Origin of the sequence: Enterococcus sp. AZ163 (genome assembly GCF_050498925.1) — a bacterium.
Lineage (GTDB): Bacteria > Bacillota > Bacilli > Lactobacillales > Enterococcaceae > Enterococcus_A > Enterococcus_A ferrettii.
In genome coordinates this window covers 1,580,896-1,596,731 of the sequence record NZ_JBIPAO010000001.1, presented here as the reverse complement: position 1 = coordinate 1,596,731, position 15,836 = coordinate 1,580,896, and the positions used below count along the sequence as shown (strand labels likewise).

The window sequence follows — 15,836 nt, the reverse complement described above, 5'->3', positions numbered from 1 at the left end:
CACTAAGCAGTTACGTGACTTAGATGGATTTTACGCAAATTTATTCAGCTGAAATAGCTGTAAAAGTAATAGTACCTGCGTATGTTTGGATATTTAAGTTGTTGTTAGCAATTGTCAAAACAGGATCAGCCAAACTATATGCTTTAGTCCCTACTGGTGTTTGGCCAGAGTTTTCAGTTACCACTGTTCCTTCGGCAGTTAATACTTCAACATCACCAATTTTTAAAGAAGTTCCGATGTTATCAAGCTGAGTTGCTTGAGCATTTACTTTCCAAGAAGATGCGGCTACTGCGCCTTCCCAAGCTGCTTTTGAGTCATCAATTTCAGTTTGCGTTACATCCGCACCCGCTGTAACACCTGAAATTGTGTTCAAGGCTGAAGTAATGCTGCCTTGAGTTGGACGCGCATCCTTCACTTCTAAATCTTGATCATAGGTTCCTTGGAATGACGCATTCGTTGCAGCTACGCTGTCTAATGAGTGCTGACCAAAATCAATACTTGGTACTTGATTGATCGCAAAAGCACCTGGACTACTTGGTAAGCCTGTCGTTGGATCAATTGTGTAATCTGTAATTTCCACACTTGTTGTTCCATCTGCAGTTTCATTTAATTCCGCTGCTGATGCTTGAGCTGTAAACCCTAAGATTGCTGTTGATAATGCTAGACCTGCGATAATTTTTGTGATTTTCATGTATATTTCCTCCGTCAGATGTTTTTTATTTATATCAATTTTTGATATCTGTTTTAAAGGTCGGCATTAACAACCTGCCAACTAATTGTTGCTGTATACTCTCCGGCCTGATTTTCATCACCATAGCCGAGAGTGATTTGTTCTTTTGGAATGGTATAAGTAATCCACCCATAATCTTTTTTGCCTGTTGCCTGAATAATCGTCTGGTAAGCAGTAGTCAACCGAGAAATAGGATAGCCGATTACCTCGTTATCCACATTGCTGTCATCGAATTTGCCTTTGCCAATTGCCAATTCTGCAGCTTTTAAGGTTTGCTGCTCTTCGTTTTTAAAAGCAGCAATTTTCACCTGCAGTTTCCACGAGGTTGGCTGCTGTCTTGAATCCAGCAATTTAATCGACAAATCGGTTGCTGCAGGGTGTTTCTTTTTCGTATCTGTGACTGTTTGATCACCAAACTGAAGATCCGATACCTCATATAGCCGCGGAGCTTCCTCATCGAGCGGAACAATTACAAGAGACGTTTGCCCCCCATATTCATCAATTTGGGCAGCAGCAGTCACTTCTTGGCTGAATAAACTCCAGCCAAACAGCACACTAAACAAAAGAATTTTTCTGTTAAGCTTCATTCGATCGCTCCTTCCGCTGCTTTTTGACCAGCAGCCAAAAGAAAAAGAGCAGTAAGGTGCCTAGAAAGGAAAGACTTAAGGTGGTCAATTCTCCTGTCGTAGGCAAACGATGATTTTTATTGCTGGAACCCGCGGATACCGAAGCATTTGCCGCATCAGATTCTTGTTCAGATTTTAAAGAAATCGTTGCTGTACTTTGCCGTTGAGTATAGGACGTTTGCGTAGTCTTGTCCTCTGCTGCTGCTGAATTCCCACAAAAACTGACCATTATTAAGCAGAAGGATAACAGGATAACAGACCATTTTTTTCTATTCATACCCTTCCTCCTTTTATGGTGCATCAGTGATCGCCCAGGTGATCGTTCCGCTGTAAGTGCCGCTTGGACTTTGATCTGAAAGTTTTAATAGCAATCCCTCTGAAGCGGAATACTGATACAATTGATTCATCGCTAAGCTTACCTCAGACAATTCCAACGCTTCGTGATCCTGTAAGAAAACTAAGTCACTTGCCGGAATAGTTTTGCCAGAAATTGTTTGAATTGCCGAAGCTTTCGCTGTAATTCTAACTTGGCTGTTATCACTTAAGGTATCCCTGCCTTTAATTTGCATGTCAGAGGTTCTAGTTTGATTCTTTTTATTACCAGACAGCTTATCCTTCGATGTTTTCCAAGCAAAACTATCTGTCATTGTTTCATATCCTAGATACCCCTTCACTTGGAAGGTAAGCGTTTGGATGTCTTGTAACCCAGTACTGTCAGTAATTGTTAATGACAGCGTATTCTCTCCCCGCACAAATGCTCCACCACTTAATAAGTCAATCACTTGTTCTTCTTCTATTTTGAACTGTTCTTTGGCTGGGTCTTGCAAGGTACCCGTTTGAAACGACTGATCATTTATCTTTAGCTCATACGTTAACTCTTCTGGTTGAGCATCATTATCTGCATAATCGAAAACAACGCCAAATTTGTCTTTAAAATCTGTAAAAGTCTGATCGGACATAATCGTAGTCAAATTAGTAATCACGGGTGGTCGATTAACTTTTTTTATCCAAAAATAGCTGGAATTACTGTCAAAGTTCTGATTCTCAGTATTTGCCCCAAAATGGCCGGTTACTGTACTGTAGAAAGAAGATTTTACCGCTTCTTCTTCCTCCAACTTTTTAGTCGGTAAAGTGACTTGCCATTTCACCTTATGTCCAGCTTCGATTGTAAGGTCTCCTGAGTCCAGCACGATTTGACCAGCATCATCAATTTCCCCAGTTATTTGACTGGATGGCTCATCATCCACTTGATAGTTAATGGTTACTTCATGGTTTTCTGGTATTTCAATGTGCTCTGGTTTGACCTGAGCCGACCATTGATTCAAAGTAAAATCACGATCTGATTCAGTCAATTCGTAAGTCGATTCGAACATCACCGAATCACCATTGGGAAGATACGTTTGTCCTAAGTCATCCAGAGCGCCTACCTGCACCGAAGAACCTTCGACGTTTTTGATATCATTTTTCAAATCAGATGCCAGTTCTACCGGTGTTTCGGTAAAGACAAAGCGAGTAGTTCCAAGTGCCGCTCCATTTGCAGCAGTGAATCCCCAATAGGCAGTATTATTCGTTGCTGCTAAATTCAGATTTGCAATCAAATCTTTCTCTGGGATTGTTACAGTAGTTGTTCTCGACCCATTGACTGGATTCGAGAGGAAATAATTCAAGCCTTTGCCTTTTTCATAATCAAAACGAAACTCGTACCAGCCTTTGTTAATTCCGTTAATTAGTTGTACGGCCTCAACCCCATCACCAATGTAATGACGTAACCGAGCTTTTCTAGCAACCATAGAAAGCCAATAGGGATCACTCCACTTATTATCCTTTCCATCGTTACCACTATTAAGCAAAAGCTCTTGATAAGTATTAGGATTTCCTGGAAATAGATAGGCCATGTGCTGTTCTTTTCCAGCTGGTAAGGCCAATTTATAATCAAAAGCATTGCCTGCATCATCACCAGCATCATTGTTCACATTAGATCGCATATCAAATTCAACAGCGATTGAATTCTGAATAGCCGTACCGTAGGGATTTCCAAATTTATTTTTGCCTAACTTTCCATTGTATTGACCATAGACACCTAGATTTTGTCCATCTTGTTTGCTTTGAGCAGAAGTAATGGCGGCAGTTCCTTTTGCGTCATTGTGCATAACAAAAGCTAAGCCATCCGAATTTGCTTTATCAAATTGAATATAGACACGACCACTGAAGTCTTTGTTAAAATCCAGCTTATTGCTTTCATTCGACCAAATAGATAGCCAATTGCTGCTGCCAGACAATTCGATGAGGTCATAAGGACGATTATCATTTTCACCGTTAGTCGGCCGTTGATTAATGATTGCATTAGCCGCTCCATTAACGGGGGCAAAAAGACTGCTGATTTCTTTAGCACCATAGGGAATTTGTCCATAGCCATCTCCGCTCATATTTTGTGGAAGAGCTAGACGGGCCAAACTTCCGATTTCTTCTGGTACATCGGACGCAACTTCCTCGACTTTTTCTTTTGAAGAATCTGTTATTGCTGCAACTGTTTCATTAGTAGCTGTTTCATTGCTTACTGTAAAGTTATATGTAGCTTCGGCTCCTATTTGTTGGAAAGTTTCTCCAGCAGATTCCTGATTGCTTTCAGTTGACTGGGGTGCCACCATCACCGTGTAGTCCTGTTTCTTCTCCATAATCTTTGTCTGAAAATATATGGTATTTTTCCCTGTTGACTGAGCATTTTCGTTTAAGTAATACCAGCCTTCAGAATCAGTCGTCAATGTATCTTTAGGCTTTTCTAATTCAATTATATCTCCTAACAATTCCAAATTTTCTGAGTACGCCAATTGGAATCTTATTCCCTTAGACAGATCTTCCGTATTTACTTTTTGTGTATGCGTATAGGTAAAATACCAATCGATGCTATCGCCAGATTCAGAAAATTCAGCTGATGCAGTAAGCTTTGCTTGCTCCCCCTTTGCCAGCGTCTCTTCAGTAGCGAATGAATGATTAGGAAAAGACAGCACAGACATTATAAAAATCAATAAGAATGCTAGAATGCGAAAGATCCTTTGTCGCTTTTTTTCTACAGGAATCCCTCCCTCATATATTTTTCCTCCACTCCTGCTTCATGTACCATTCTCAGCTTTAAAAAAGTACTCGCGGCATTTTATGCAGCAAGTACCTTTTGATGATTAGATATTGAATAACTGACAAGTGCTGAAGCTGTAATCATTCTAAACAGTAAACTGTGTAAAAAAAGGTCATTTTTTTGAATATATGAATTTTTTAATGACCCTTTACCAGAGAAACCGGACTTTCCATCTACAATATTAATTCAAAAAATTATCTTTTCTTAAAAAGCTATAATTAGGTTAAACTTTAGATTTTTTAAGTTTCCTTCAAAACGATCAAAAAAAATACAAAAATATTGCGAATTTGCTTAAAAATTTTTAGTATTAGTAAGCACCATGAAAATTAAAAGAGGTGATACATATTTTTGGTCTAAGCAAAAACACATTATTAAAAAGAGATATCATCGAAGTATTAGACCGGACACAAGAACCGATTTCTTATAAAGAACTTCAAATGGATATTCCTTATGTAAGTTTAAGTACTTTAAAAGCTACCTGTGCCGAATTAGCAGAATTATTGGAACAGCTTTACCCTGATAAAAACTGCTTTCTACAATTCAGTAAAGAGAAAAAGACGATTTCAATTTCTTTAGTCCGCTCATCTAATAACCTGCAATTTTTTTATGATTATATTTACTCCGACGATTTAGCTCATGACATTCTTCAAGTTCTTTTACTGCGAAGAAAATTTTCTACTATCGAGTTCTGTCACGCTCACGGTGTAAGCGAATCAAAATTAAAACGTAAAATAAAAGATATCAATCGTGAGTTACGCTCTTTTGATTTGTATATCTCCTGCTCAAATCAATTGAATTTAAAGGGCAGAGAAGTCAACATTCGAGCCTTTCACTACATTCTTTTACGGATTGTGCACCGGCAATTCTTTACCATTCCCGAATCAGCATACTTACATGAGACTTACCAATTAGGGAAATACATCGCAGATTATCTAGGTGTCCCCAATGATCTTCCCCTCATTGAACGCTTCGCTTATTGGGTGCTAATCACACGAACTGGTCTATTCAAAGGTGAAGAGCTGCAATTTAGTGCAAAAGAAGAGCAGTTGATCAGCAATTTAGTTTTCCCGGAAAAACCTGTTTTTTTAGCTCGTTGGTCTGAACAGGATTGGCAATTTTTATTGGTTGCCATTCACTGCTCCATTTCTGACTATTTCCGATTGGAAACTAAAGATGAGAACTTGGCAAAAACAGACAGCCAAGAACGTTGGATAGAATTATTTCAATATTATTTTCGTCCGTTAACAATAGAAGAAAAAAGATTGGCTTTTGAAAAATTGCAGCAATTAGACTTAACTACCTACTTCTTCCCATTGAGTACCAATTTTCTACTCGTGTTGAAAGAGTTCATTGGATTAGAGGATTTGGCAGTTATGTATCCTCGTTACATACAGCAATTTGATTGTTTTTGGCAGGATTGGTCTATGCAATTCCCCGACAGGAATTCAGAAATGTTCCGTATGTTTAGCTTACTAACCAGTGTAACCATTTTGCCGATGGAAGAATTGCTGCCTGAAGTGGCGGTATATGCTTTTTCTGAAAATAATGATGCTTTCAAGCAGTACATTAAAATAAAAATAACCTTCTCTTTCAGCAATCGTTACCATCTAACCTTTGTCGATTCACCACAAAAGGCTGATTTATTAATTGGTACAACCAATTTCTACGAAAATGATGCTTCTCCCCATCAAAAATATCTGATCGTGCGCACGCGAGTATACCAAAGAGACTTGGATGATATCTCAAACGCATTAGAAGCAATAATTGATCGTCGATTGGTGGAGTCCTCACAATATTAGAATTTCTAGCATGTACCTATCTTCTGCTGCACTCTTTTTGTGGGCGGAACCAGTAAAAAAGGAAAGTTAAAATGGAAAAATGTCTTTATACTTACCCGAAACACAAAAAGCAGAAGACGTGCAAGACTTTGAGCAAGAATTTTTTGACTTTGAAGATAAGATAATTTCTCACAATAGTTCGTTGAATCAGTTGAGTTGTACGAATTGGATAACACACCGCTTTACCGAAAAAACTGCTCAAGTGATTAGGTATCTTCGACAACTTTCTTTTCTGTGTAAGAAAAACTTATTGAAAGAGTGGGTATTCTTCCTCACGTCATTCCTCATTTTTACGCAATTTTGCTGGTTTATCATGGACCCGGCAAACCGACACAAAAATCAGTCCTCTGGATTACTGAAACTCGATTTAATCTATGCTTAATCCCCCAATCTGACTGAGGTGTTGCCCAGTAGACTATGTCAACTCCTGCTGAAAATTTGAAAAATAACATATTCATATTTTAAACTGGCTAACCAAAGTGGCACCAAACTGTTGATACAACAACAATCTTAGTAACTGATTTGATCAGTATGCTAAGATTGTTTATTGTAATATTTCATGTTTTTCACAGACTCGCTGATTAAAAATTTGTTTTACTGCTTCCTCATCAATTGTTTCCAACCGTCTAAATAGACATGAACTAAACGTCCCTGCTGGTCAAAAAGCAAAACTAATTCTGGTTGTTCTTAATCGTCATTAATCACTAGATGGAACGGATCATTCCAATTACTAATCTGCTAAGTTTTGTTGTAATACTTTTCTGCTGGCCTATCTGCTTACTTTTGAATCAATCGTTCCCTCATTTCTTCCATCTAACTCTGCGGATGGTTTTCCAGCAGTATTTTCCAATTCTCACTAATCGTGTCGCACTGGCAAGCTGCGTAAAAAAGACCTTACCAGTAATAGCTAGTAAGGCCTCAGGAATCTTATTTTAAATTAGTTGCTGAAACGATCAGCATCATTGGTCGACGGAGTTCATCCTTCATCCCAGCAATATCTAACATTGCTTCAGGTGGTGTTGGCTCCACTAAACGATTAATCGTGAAACCATTGGTTAACAAACCATCTAAATAGGTAGTTAACGTTTTATGGTATTTCGTTACCTTACTGCCTAAAAAACGGGCCGTCCGCTCCCCTTCGTAGAAATAATTATCTACCGGGAAGTGCAGAATTTCACCGTTTTCGTCATAATACCAGTCTTGGGTTCCGTAAGCGGTAAACACTGGGTGCTCTACGGAAAAGATAAATTGTCCGCCATCTTTTAAATATGCGTGAACATTTTTAGCTACTACTTCAAAAGACGGGATGTAATGGAATGCTAAAGAACTAATTACTATATCAAATTGATCAGGATCAAAAGAAGCCTCTTCAATGCCTTCTCTTAGATAGGTCACATTGGAATAGGGTGTCTGCTGTCTGGCAACCTCCAGCATTTTCTCAGAGATATCCACGCCAGTAACTGCTTTAGCACCATGCTCGGCTGCATAGATGCAGTGCCAGCCATATCCACAGCCTAAATCAAGAACCGTTTTTCCTATAAAATCAGGCAATAGGCTCTGCAACGTCTGCCATTCACCGGCTCCCTGCAGACCTTTTTTACTACGCTCCATTTGACTGTAGCTTTCAAAGAATTCTTCGTTGTCATAAATATTATTAGTCATTTTCTTTTCCTCCATGTAATTAAATTATCTTTCGGTCATTACATGGAGTCCATCTCTTTTGTGGGCAATCATTTTCCTCGCTCCCGTCCGACTGAATATACTGTTAGTTTAGCATATTCAGCAGTATATTACCTTATGCCAGCTGCTGGATGATGTCACTAGCAATTTCTTGCGGACAGCGATCAGAGGTGTCCACTGTAATTTTTGCTAATTGCTCGTACAGTCTTTCGCGAGAATGGAATAAGTCCTTAATTTCACCATCATTCTTGTTCGCTGCATTCGGGCGAACATTTTCTTCATCATTGCGAATACGGTCAATCAAAATTTCTGGATCAGCTTTTAAATAGATTACTTTTTTATCTGCTAGTACTTGTTGATTTTCTTCTTGTAAAATGACTCCGCCCCCAGTTGCTATTACTGACTCTTGAGTAATGGCTTCTTTTAACAGATTGGTTTCATGCTGACGGAAAGAAGCTTCCCCATGTTTTTCAAAGTATTGGCTAATTGATCCGATGCGCTCAACCAGCACATCATCCATGTCAACACGATGACAATTTAATAAATTAGCTACCTCGCGACTGATTGTAGTTTTTCCTGCTCCCATAAAACCAATTAAAATAATAGATTCCATAATAAAATTCTCCTTTTTCATTTTTTAGGCATTGATATATTGTTTTAACTCCGTTAGAGGCACGGTGTGGATTTGACCTTTCCCGATATCTTCAACTAGGACAATCCGAATCATGTCTCCGCTGACTTTTTTGTCGTGCATAATTGCTTGATAAATTTTTTCTGCGTTCCAGGTGGTATAGGCAGAAGGCAATTGAAATTTTTCAACCATTTGAATAATTTCTCCTGTTAATTGCCTTCTGCTCAGTCCTTTTTTTCAGCAACTCGAGTCATCTGAACCATACCTAGAGCAACTGCTTCCCCATGGCTGATCATTTCGTAGTTTTCACTGGCTTCCAGTCCATGGCCAATCGTGTGACCGAAATTTAGTAATAAGCGATCGCCTTGGTCGAATTCATCTCGTTCAACTAAGTTTTTCTTCACATTCAACGCTTTTTTGATGATGCTCTCACTGTTAGTTAAAATGTCATCTAGCTTCGTCATTTTACGCAGCTGTCTCCATAAATTAATGTCCTGGATCAATGCACATTTGATAACTTCTGCCATGCCCTCTGAAAGGCGTCTTTGCGGTAAAGTTTGCAAGGTATTTGGATCGATCAAGACACCGTCTGGCTGAGCGAAGGTTCCTATTAAGTTTTTTGCTTTTTCACAGTTAACACCAGTTTTACCACCGATACTTGAATCTACTTGCGCTAATAAAGAAGTAGGGACTTGAATAAAGCTTAAGCCACGCATGTAAGTTGAAGCCACGAAACCTGTTAGATCACCGATTACTCCTCCACCTAAACCGATCAATGAATCACTGCGGCTGAAGTCGTTCTCAGTAAGAAAATCATAAAGCTCATTGGCTGTAACCAATGATTTTGTTTTCTCACCAGCATCAACTACGTAAGAGTAAACATCGAAGCCTTGAATTTCCAAGTATTGTACGACGGTTTGACCGTAGTGGGGAAACACGTTCGTATCACTGATTAGGGCAATTTTACGTGAAGACCAAATGTCAGCTGTCCAGCTGCCAATTCTTTTCAGGGCATCTTTTTCGACTAGAATCTCATAGGTTTTACTAGGTAATTCAACTTTTAGCATACGATTTCCTCCTTCGATAACTCGTCAATCTGCTTCATTGCTTGGGTCAAAATAGTAACTTCCTTCATCATTTGCAAGTAATTCTTTTCATTTAGTGACTGCTCCCCATCTGACCATGCATTAACTGGGTCAGGATGAATTTCAACAATCATGCCATCAGCTCCGCTAGCAACTCCTGCTCGGGCCATTGGTCCTACCAGGTCCCAAATACCGGTACCATGACTTGGATCAACAATCACTGGAAAGTGGCTCAATTTTTTCATTAATGGAACAGCACTTAAATCTAGTGTGTTGCGGGTTGCTCGTTCGTAGGTCCGGATGCCCCGCTCAATGAACAGGATATTGAAATTATTTTGAACGGCAATGTATTCTGCCGCGTTCAACCATTCTTCAATGGTACCGGAGATACCGCGTTTTAGACCAATTGGTTTTCCTGTTTTGCCCACAGCTTCCAATAATCGGAAGTTTTGCATGTTGCGGGCACCAATTTGAATAATATCTGCGTACTGACAAACGACATCGATGTGCGCTTCATCCATTACTTCGGTAATTACCTTCAAGCCATGAGCATCAGCGGCTTTGCGCATAATCCTTAGTCCTTCTTCACCTATCCCTTGGAAAGCGTATGGGGAAGTTCGAGGCTTGTATGCGCCACCTCTAAGAATTTGAGCTCCGCCAGCTTTTGCCATGCGGGCAGCTTCCATTATTTGTTCTTCTCCCTCAACCGAACAAGGACCAGCCATCGTAACGAAGCTTCCATCACCGATCTTGACACCATCCACATCAACTACTGTGTTTTGTGGATGGAATTCTCTTGAAGTCAACTTGTAGCTGTTAGTAATTGGTACGACACGCTCCACTGAGGAGTAACGCTGGAAGGATATGGTCTGTAATATCTCCGGATCTCCTAGTAAACCTAATACGATACGATCTTTTCCATGATTGACCTGCACCTCTAGGCCATTTTCTTTAATTTTATTAATAATCGGCTGTAATTCGCCTTCGGTTACTTCCTGCTTCATAATTAAAATCATTTATGTCACGCTCCTATTTTCTAATTTCAGCTTCTAACAATGGTCGAATAACTTTTATCGGCATTTCTTCGCCAGTCCATAGTTTAAAAGCAGCCGCTCCCTGATGCAGCAGCATTCCAAGACCGTTAATGGCAATCGCCCCTTTTTCTTCAGCGGCTTTCAACAGCTTAGTTTGTGCTGGATGATAAATGACATCAAACACTGGCAAATTAGCTCTTAATACTTCTGTATTTGGAATAGGCAGCTGATCTGGATCCGGGGCCATCCCGACGTTTGTTGCATTAATCAGCAGCTGACTTTCAGCTAATGACCGACTTAGTTGTGCTTCATCCGCTAAGTCATAAAGGTTCAATCGGCATCCTGTTTCTTTTTCGATTAAAGCTAATTTTGGTTCTATCGTTTGATAGAAGGAATCGCAAATGTTAAAGACATCAATTGCTTTGGCACCATCAATAGCTGCCTGCGTGATAATGGCTGTCGCTGCACCACCAGCGCCTAGGATCGTTAATTTCTGATCCTCAACTGTTAAGTTGTGTTCTCGCAGGCTTTCCAAGCAGCCGATTCCATCTGTCGTATGTCCAATTAATTTTCCCTCTTGGTTTACAATCGTATTAATTGCACCAATCAGACGAGCAGCTTGACTCAATTCATCTACATGATCGATAGCTGCCATTTTGTGAGGCATCGAAAGATTGATTCCCAGCATTTCCAAATCGCGAATTACTTGAATGCTTCGGCCCAACGTCTCAGGCTGTACATCAAAGCTTAGATAGACAGCGTCAATCCCCAATTCGCGAAACGACGTGGTATGCATCGTTGGTGAAAAGCTGTGTCTTGCTGGCAGAGCATATAAGCCTGCTAGTCTTGTTTGTCCCGAAATTGCTTTTTTCATTCTCTACCTCCTCGGTTGTTTCACTTACCAATTTTTATTTGAAAATTGGTACCAAAAAAAGACTCATTGTAGATGAAAAATCTACAATGAGTCTTCTGCCCGAAAATAAAGGTATAGAAAAAGCCACTATAGATATCCTCATCTACGTGGCGAAAGTCATCTCAAACTTCTCTAGCCATCATAGATACAAACACGTTGTCCGTTTGCACCCATGATTTCATGAATACAAACCTATCTAAAATAGCTAAAGTAATAATTATTCAGTTGTGTATTAATATTTTTTATCATATCAATCGCTCCAAACTGTTTTTTAAGATTGGGTTAATTCTAGATGTGTTTTTTCTAATTGTCAACACTTTTGCTAAAAAAATTTCGATTCCATGAACAAAACGAGGCCGTTTAATGAAATTTCCACTGATATTTTCCTTGTTCTAATAGGCTTTCGATCAATTTAGCAAGTATTAAAATTTATTTGAAAAAAATTTCTTTTTTGACTCAAAATCAGCCAATTCATGAAAAAAATTCTTAGACTTGCTATAATGACAAAAAGGAGAAATGCGTATATGAACATCCAAGTGAAAAGTATCAGCGAACTAACTGCTGAAGAATTATTATCTATTTTTATTGAGCGAGTAGCCGTGTTTGTAGTTGAACAAAATTGTCCCTATCAAGAAGCCGACGAAGAGGACAAAGTAGCCTTGCATCTTTGCTTCACCGACGAAACTGGCTTAAAGGCCTACTCAAGAATCATTGATAAAGGCGACTATATTACCTTCGGCCGTGTCCTGGTTGCACAAAATGCTCGCAAGCAGCACTTAGGTCGAAAATTAGTGCATCGAACAATTGAAGAAATTCAACACCGTTTTCCTGGCAAGACCATCACTATTTCCGGTCAAGCCTACTTACAAAAATTTTATGAGTCCTTTGGTTTTTCAGTAATTTCTGAAGAATACCTGGAAGATGGGATTCCTCACATTGACATGACTTTATTAGCTTAAAAAAGTTGCGGCGGTATCTTAAGCAGATACTGCCTTTTTTCTGTTCTTCTCATTATAATTGTCGGTAATTTTAATCAACATTCATCGATCTTCACGTTATTTCCCCTCCAGTCATACTTATAAACTAAACGTTAGTTTATCAAGCTTTGTATTTTTTCTCTAAACTTTTTAAGGTGAAGCTGTTTATTTAACTAGTTATTCTAAAAATACAGCTAGTTTCTTTGTCGGAACCGCTTCAGTATCATCAAAAATTCACAACCAGGTATATAATAAAAGATGAAAAAGGAGGTTTTTTTATGTTGGAGCATTATTTAGAGAAAAATATCTTCCGTCAAGTCTATCTTTGTGAACAGCTGTACGATAAAAAGACTCTTCAAATTCATGATGCTGCTGAGCAGCTGGAAGTTTGCCCAGTAACAGTTCGAAGCGATTTAGATACCATTATTGACCTGCTGGAGCCGCACATTCAATTAGTTGAGAAAGGTCGTAACAGTTGTACAATCATTTTTGATCACTCATATTCTCAGTTGGAGCTGACACAAACTATTTATCAAAATTCGAATTTTTTATCCATCTTAAGTCAATATTTAACTGGTGAACGTAGTTGGTCGGCTATGGCAGACAGCGTCTTTATCTCCTTGAGTAAGGTTTACACCATTCGCAATGACCTGATGAAGTTTTTAACTGAGATGAATTATTTAACGAAAGATGGAGAAACTATTATCCCTGAAAAGGACTACCGTTACTTGTTGTTAGCAATTATTCGTTATACCAATCAAACTCAATTAGTGTCCATTACTCCCCCTCTTGAAAGAGCTTGCCAGCAATTGATTAATTATATTGAACGGCACTTCTTTTCTCGCAACTATCCAGTGGAAGAAAAACAGTTGATTCAACTGGGAATTGCGATTGGTTTGCAGCGAGCAAAAACCAACCCTGTTTTCTTCACTTCCGAAGAAAAAGAGTTGGCTCAGCATACTCCATTGTTTCAATTGATCCATACTGGTCTTCAGCAAAATGATTTTTCGCTCTGTCGGACTGAAGATGAACAATTTTATGTGTACTCGTTATTCAATTCGCGAAATTATTTAAGCAACAGTTTAGAACTGATGCAAAAGGACTTTACAGTGGTTTATCAAAATCACATTAAATACAATCCTTTAATCGATCATTTGGCACAGCGCTTAAGCAACACCTTAAAGCTATCGTCAGAGGATCAACTCCTGTTTGAAAAGGCCTTTTTACCTTTCATTCGTTCTACCTGGGCGGATACACAGATTTTTTTGCCTGAAAAAATCTATCTCCTAGACCAGCAGCAACGGAAGCTGTACGCCGACATCTATCAGGTTCTGCACCAATGGAAGGACGAGCAGCAGCTTGCCTTGCGCTGGAACGATAATCTGATCCGAAAATTTACTATCCACGTTAGTTTTCTGCTAGCTGATCAGCCCTCAGAGACAATTGAGGTATTTATTGCTGCACCAACTGATTTCAAATTTCTCTATTATCATCAGCAGTTGACTGAACTGCTTAGTGAACACTTCACCGTCAGTAATCTGATTTGCAGTGACCTGGCTGAGCTGTTAGATGATACTTTCTTTTGTACTAAACGCATTATTTTATGCGACACAACCTTGTATCAGGATCACTTGGAAACCGAAAGCACTCAAGTTTATCCTGTATCCTTTCAAAACATCTACAGCATCATTACTCAATTGAACCAACAGGTTTGCCGCTTATCGGCTAATGACTTTTAAGCCTGCTCCCCCAAAAGACCGCCTTTTTGGGGGAGTTTTATTTTAATGAGTAAAGCCGTAAGTTTTTACTTCTTTTCTTTTGTGATATACCAAATGTGCTTTGTTTAGATCATCGATTGCTTGCTGCATGTCCTGCACATAATCATAGGCCATATTCATACCAAAATCGGCACGTACAACTAGACGTTGAATCACTAATTGATCCAAATCCTTTGGTAGTGGGTAAGCAGGAACCTGCCAGCCCTTCATCAATAAACGATCAGACAAATCGTATAAGGTCCATTCATGATCAGTTTCTTCCTTCAATTTATAGCAAACCAATGGCAATTGTGAGCCATCATTGATAATTTCAAACAGGCCAGTTTCTTCAATCGCTTGGGCTAAATACACAGCAACATCATGAGTTCTTTGATGAATTGCTTGGTAACCGTCAAAACCGTAACGAACAAAATTGTAGTACTGCCCGATTAATTGAGCCGCACTGTGAGAGAAATTAATGGCCATAGTTGGCATTTCTCCTCCTAAGTAGCTGACTTTGAAAATCAATTCTTCTGGCAAATATTGTTGATCGCGCCATAATACCCAGCCTACACCAGGATAAACTAAGCCGTACTTGTGGCCAGAGGCATTAATAGAGATAACATTATTTAATTGGAAATCCCACACTAAATCAGGTTCGATAAATGGTGCGTAAAATCCACCGGAAGCTGCATCTACATGAATGTAAACCTTGTAGTCAGTTTTTTTATTGTATTCTTCCACCAAATCATTCAGACCTTTAATGTTGTCATAGCGACCAGTGTAAGTAATTCCTAGAATACCTACAATTCCAATAGTGTATTCATCCACATAATCCATTACAGTATCTAGGTTAATGGACATATGGTCTTTATCCATAGGGACTTCCCGCATTTCAATGTCCCAATAAACACAAAATTTTTCCCAGCACACTTGATATCCGGAAGAGATGACCAAATTAGGCTTTTTAGCTTGAATATCCAATCCCAATTTTTCTGCTCGTTTGCGCCAAGAGAATTTCATTGCCATACCGCCAAGCATACAAGCTTCTGAAGAACCAATAGTTGACGTACCCATGAATTTTTCTTGGCTGCTTGCATGCCATAAGTCCGCAATCATGTTTACACAACGATTTTCGATCTCAGTTGTACGGGGATATTCTGATTTATCAATGGCATTTTTTTCTAAGGTTTGGCTCATTAGCTTGACTGCTTCAGGCTCCATATAAGTTTGACAGAAAGTAGCTAGATTCAAGCGTGCATTGCCTTCGTCCAACATTTCATCTTGTACTAATTGATACGCAACACGAGGTTCGATTGATTCCTTGTTTAATTTATACTTAGGTAAATCCACTTCTGCGCTTTCTGAACCAAAGATAGGTTCTAAATATTCTGCTTCTTCACGATCTTCTTTTCCATACAACATTGTATAT

Annotated in this window: 12 protein-coding genes and 1 pseudogene; 3 read left to right on the top strand and 10 right to left on the bottom strand. The window is 39.1% G+C overall.

Annotated features, from left to right (window positions below):
- Positions 1 to 40 precede the first annotated feature (40 nt).
- Genes IGI46_RS07590 through IGI46_RS07575 form a run of 4 tightly spaced genes read right to left on the bottom strand, consistent with a single transcriptional unit; the run spans position 41 to position 4,370 of the window.
- Positions 41 to 691: a hypothetical protein gene (locus IGI46_RS07590; protein WP_429962732.1), complete on the bottom strand. Its 651-nt coding sequence runs from the start codon at positions 689 to 691 to the stop codon at positions 41 to 43.
- Between the two features lie 53 nt (positions 692 to 744).
- Entirely contained in the window at positions 745 to 1,317 is a 573-nt protein-coding gene (locus IGI46_RS07585) for a WxL domain-containing protein (RefSeq protein WP_429962731.1), read from the bottom strand.
- Positions 1,307 to 1,633, bottom strand: a complete 327-nt coding sequence (locus IGI46_RS07580) for an LPXTG cell wall anchor domain-containing protein (RefSeq protein ID WP_429973194.1) — start codon at positions 1,631 to 1,633, stop codon at positions 1,307 to 1,309. The genes IGI46_RS07585 and IGI46_RS07580 overlap by 11 nt, the downstream gene beginning before the upstream one ends.
- Before the next feature lie 13 nt (positions 1,634 to 1,646).
- Entirely contained in the window at positions 1,647 to 4,370 is a 2,724-nt protein-coding gene (locus IGI46_RS07575) for a hypothetical protein (RefSeq protein WP_429973193.1), read from the bottom strand.
- 454 nt (positions 4,371 to 4,824) lie between these two features.
- Between IGI46_RS07575 and IGI46_RS07570 the strand changes: the two genes are divergently transcribed.
- Positions 4,825 to 6,288, top strand: a complete 1,464-nt coding sequence (locus IGI46_RS07570; RefSeq protein ID WP_429973192.1) for a helix-turn-helix domain-containing protein — start codon at positions 4,825 to 4,827, stop codon at positions 6,286 to 6,288.
- Positions 6,289 to 7,254: 966 nt separating this feature from the next.
- Here IGI46_RS07570 and IGI46_RS07565 read toward each other — a convergent pair.
- From IGI46_RS07565 to aroE, 5 genes and pseudogenes are all read right to left on the bottom strand, one after another.
- Positions 7,255 to 7,989: a class I SAM-dependent methyltransferase gene (locus IGI46_RS07565; protein WP_429962727.1), complete on the bottom strand. Its 735-nt coding sequence runs from the start codon at positions 7,987 to 7,989 to the stop codon at positions 7,255 to 7,257.
- A gap of 133 nt (positions 7,990 to 8,122) precedes the next feature.
- Positions 8,123 to 8,620, bottom strand: coding sequence for a shikimate kinase (locus IGI46_RS07560; RefSeq protein WP_429962726.1), 498 nt, complete (start codon positions 8,618 to 8,620; stop codon positions 8,123 to 8,125).
- 24 nt (positions 8,621 to 8,644) lie between these two features.
- Positions 8,645 to 9,705 (bottom strand): annotated as a pseudogene (gene aroB, locus IGI46_RS07555) (3-dehydroquinate synthase).
- Positions 9,699 to 10,739, bottom strand: coding sequence for a 3-deoxy-7-phosphoheptulonate synthase (gene aroF, locus IGI46_RS07550; RefSeq protein WP_429973191.1), 1,041 nt, complete (start codon positions 10,737 to 10,739; stop codon positions 9,699 to 9,701). Before aroF ends, aroB begins: the two are co-directional and overlap by 7 nt.
- 13 nt (positions 10,740 to 10,752) lie before the next feature.
- Positions 10,753 to 11,631, bottom strand: coding sequence for a shikimate dehydrogenase (aroE, locus tag IGI46_RS07545; protein WP_429973190.1), 879 nt, complete (start codon positions 11,629 to 11,631; stop codon positions 10,753 to 10,755).
- Positions 11,632 to 12,194: 563 nt separating this feature from the next.
- Between aroE and IGI46_RS07540 the strand changes: the two genes are divergently transcribed.
- Both IGI46_RS07540 and IGI46_RS07535 read left to right on the top strand, forming a co-directional pair.
- Positions 12,195 to 12,629 carry a GNAT family N-acetyltransferase gene (locus IGI46_RS07540; protein ID WP_429962724.1) on the top strand — a complete coding sequence of 145 codons (435 nt, stop codon included), beginning with the start codon at positions 12,195 to 12,197 and terminating at the stop codon, positions 12,627 to 12,629.
- 296 nt (positions 12,630 to 12,925) lie between these two features.
- Entirely contained in the window at positions 12,926 to 14,386 is a 1,461-nt protein-coding gene (locus IGI46_RS07535) for a helix-turn-helix domain-containing protein (RefSeq protein ID WP_207702078.1), read from the top strand.
- A 42-nt stretch (positions 14,387 to 14,428) separates the two neighbouring features.
- Here IGI46_RS07535 and IGI46_RS07530 read toward each other — a convergent pair whose 3' ends face one another.
- Complete coding sequence (locus IGI46_RS07530) at positions 14,429 to 15,829, bottom strand: glutamate decarboxylase (RefSeq protein WP_207702079.1); 1,401 nt, start codon at positions 15,827 to 15,829, stop codon at positions 14,429 to 14,431.
- Positions 15,830 to 15,836 lie beyond the last annotated feature (7 nt).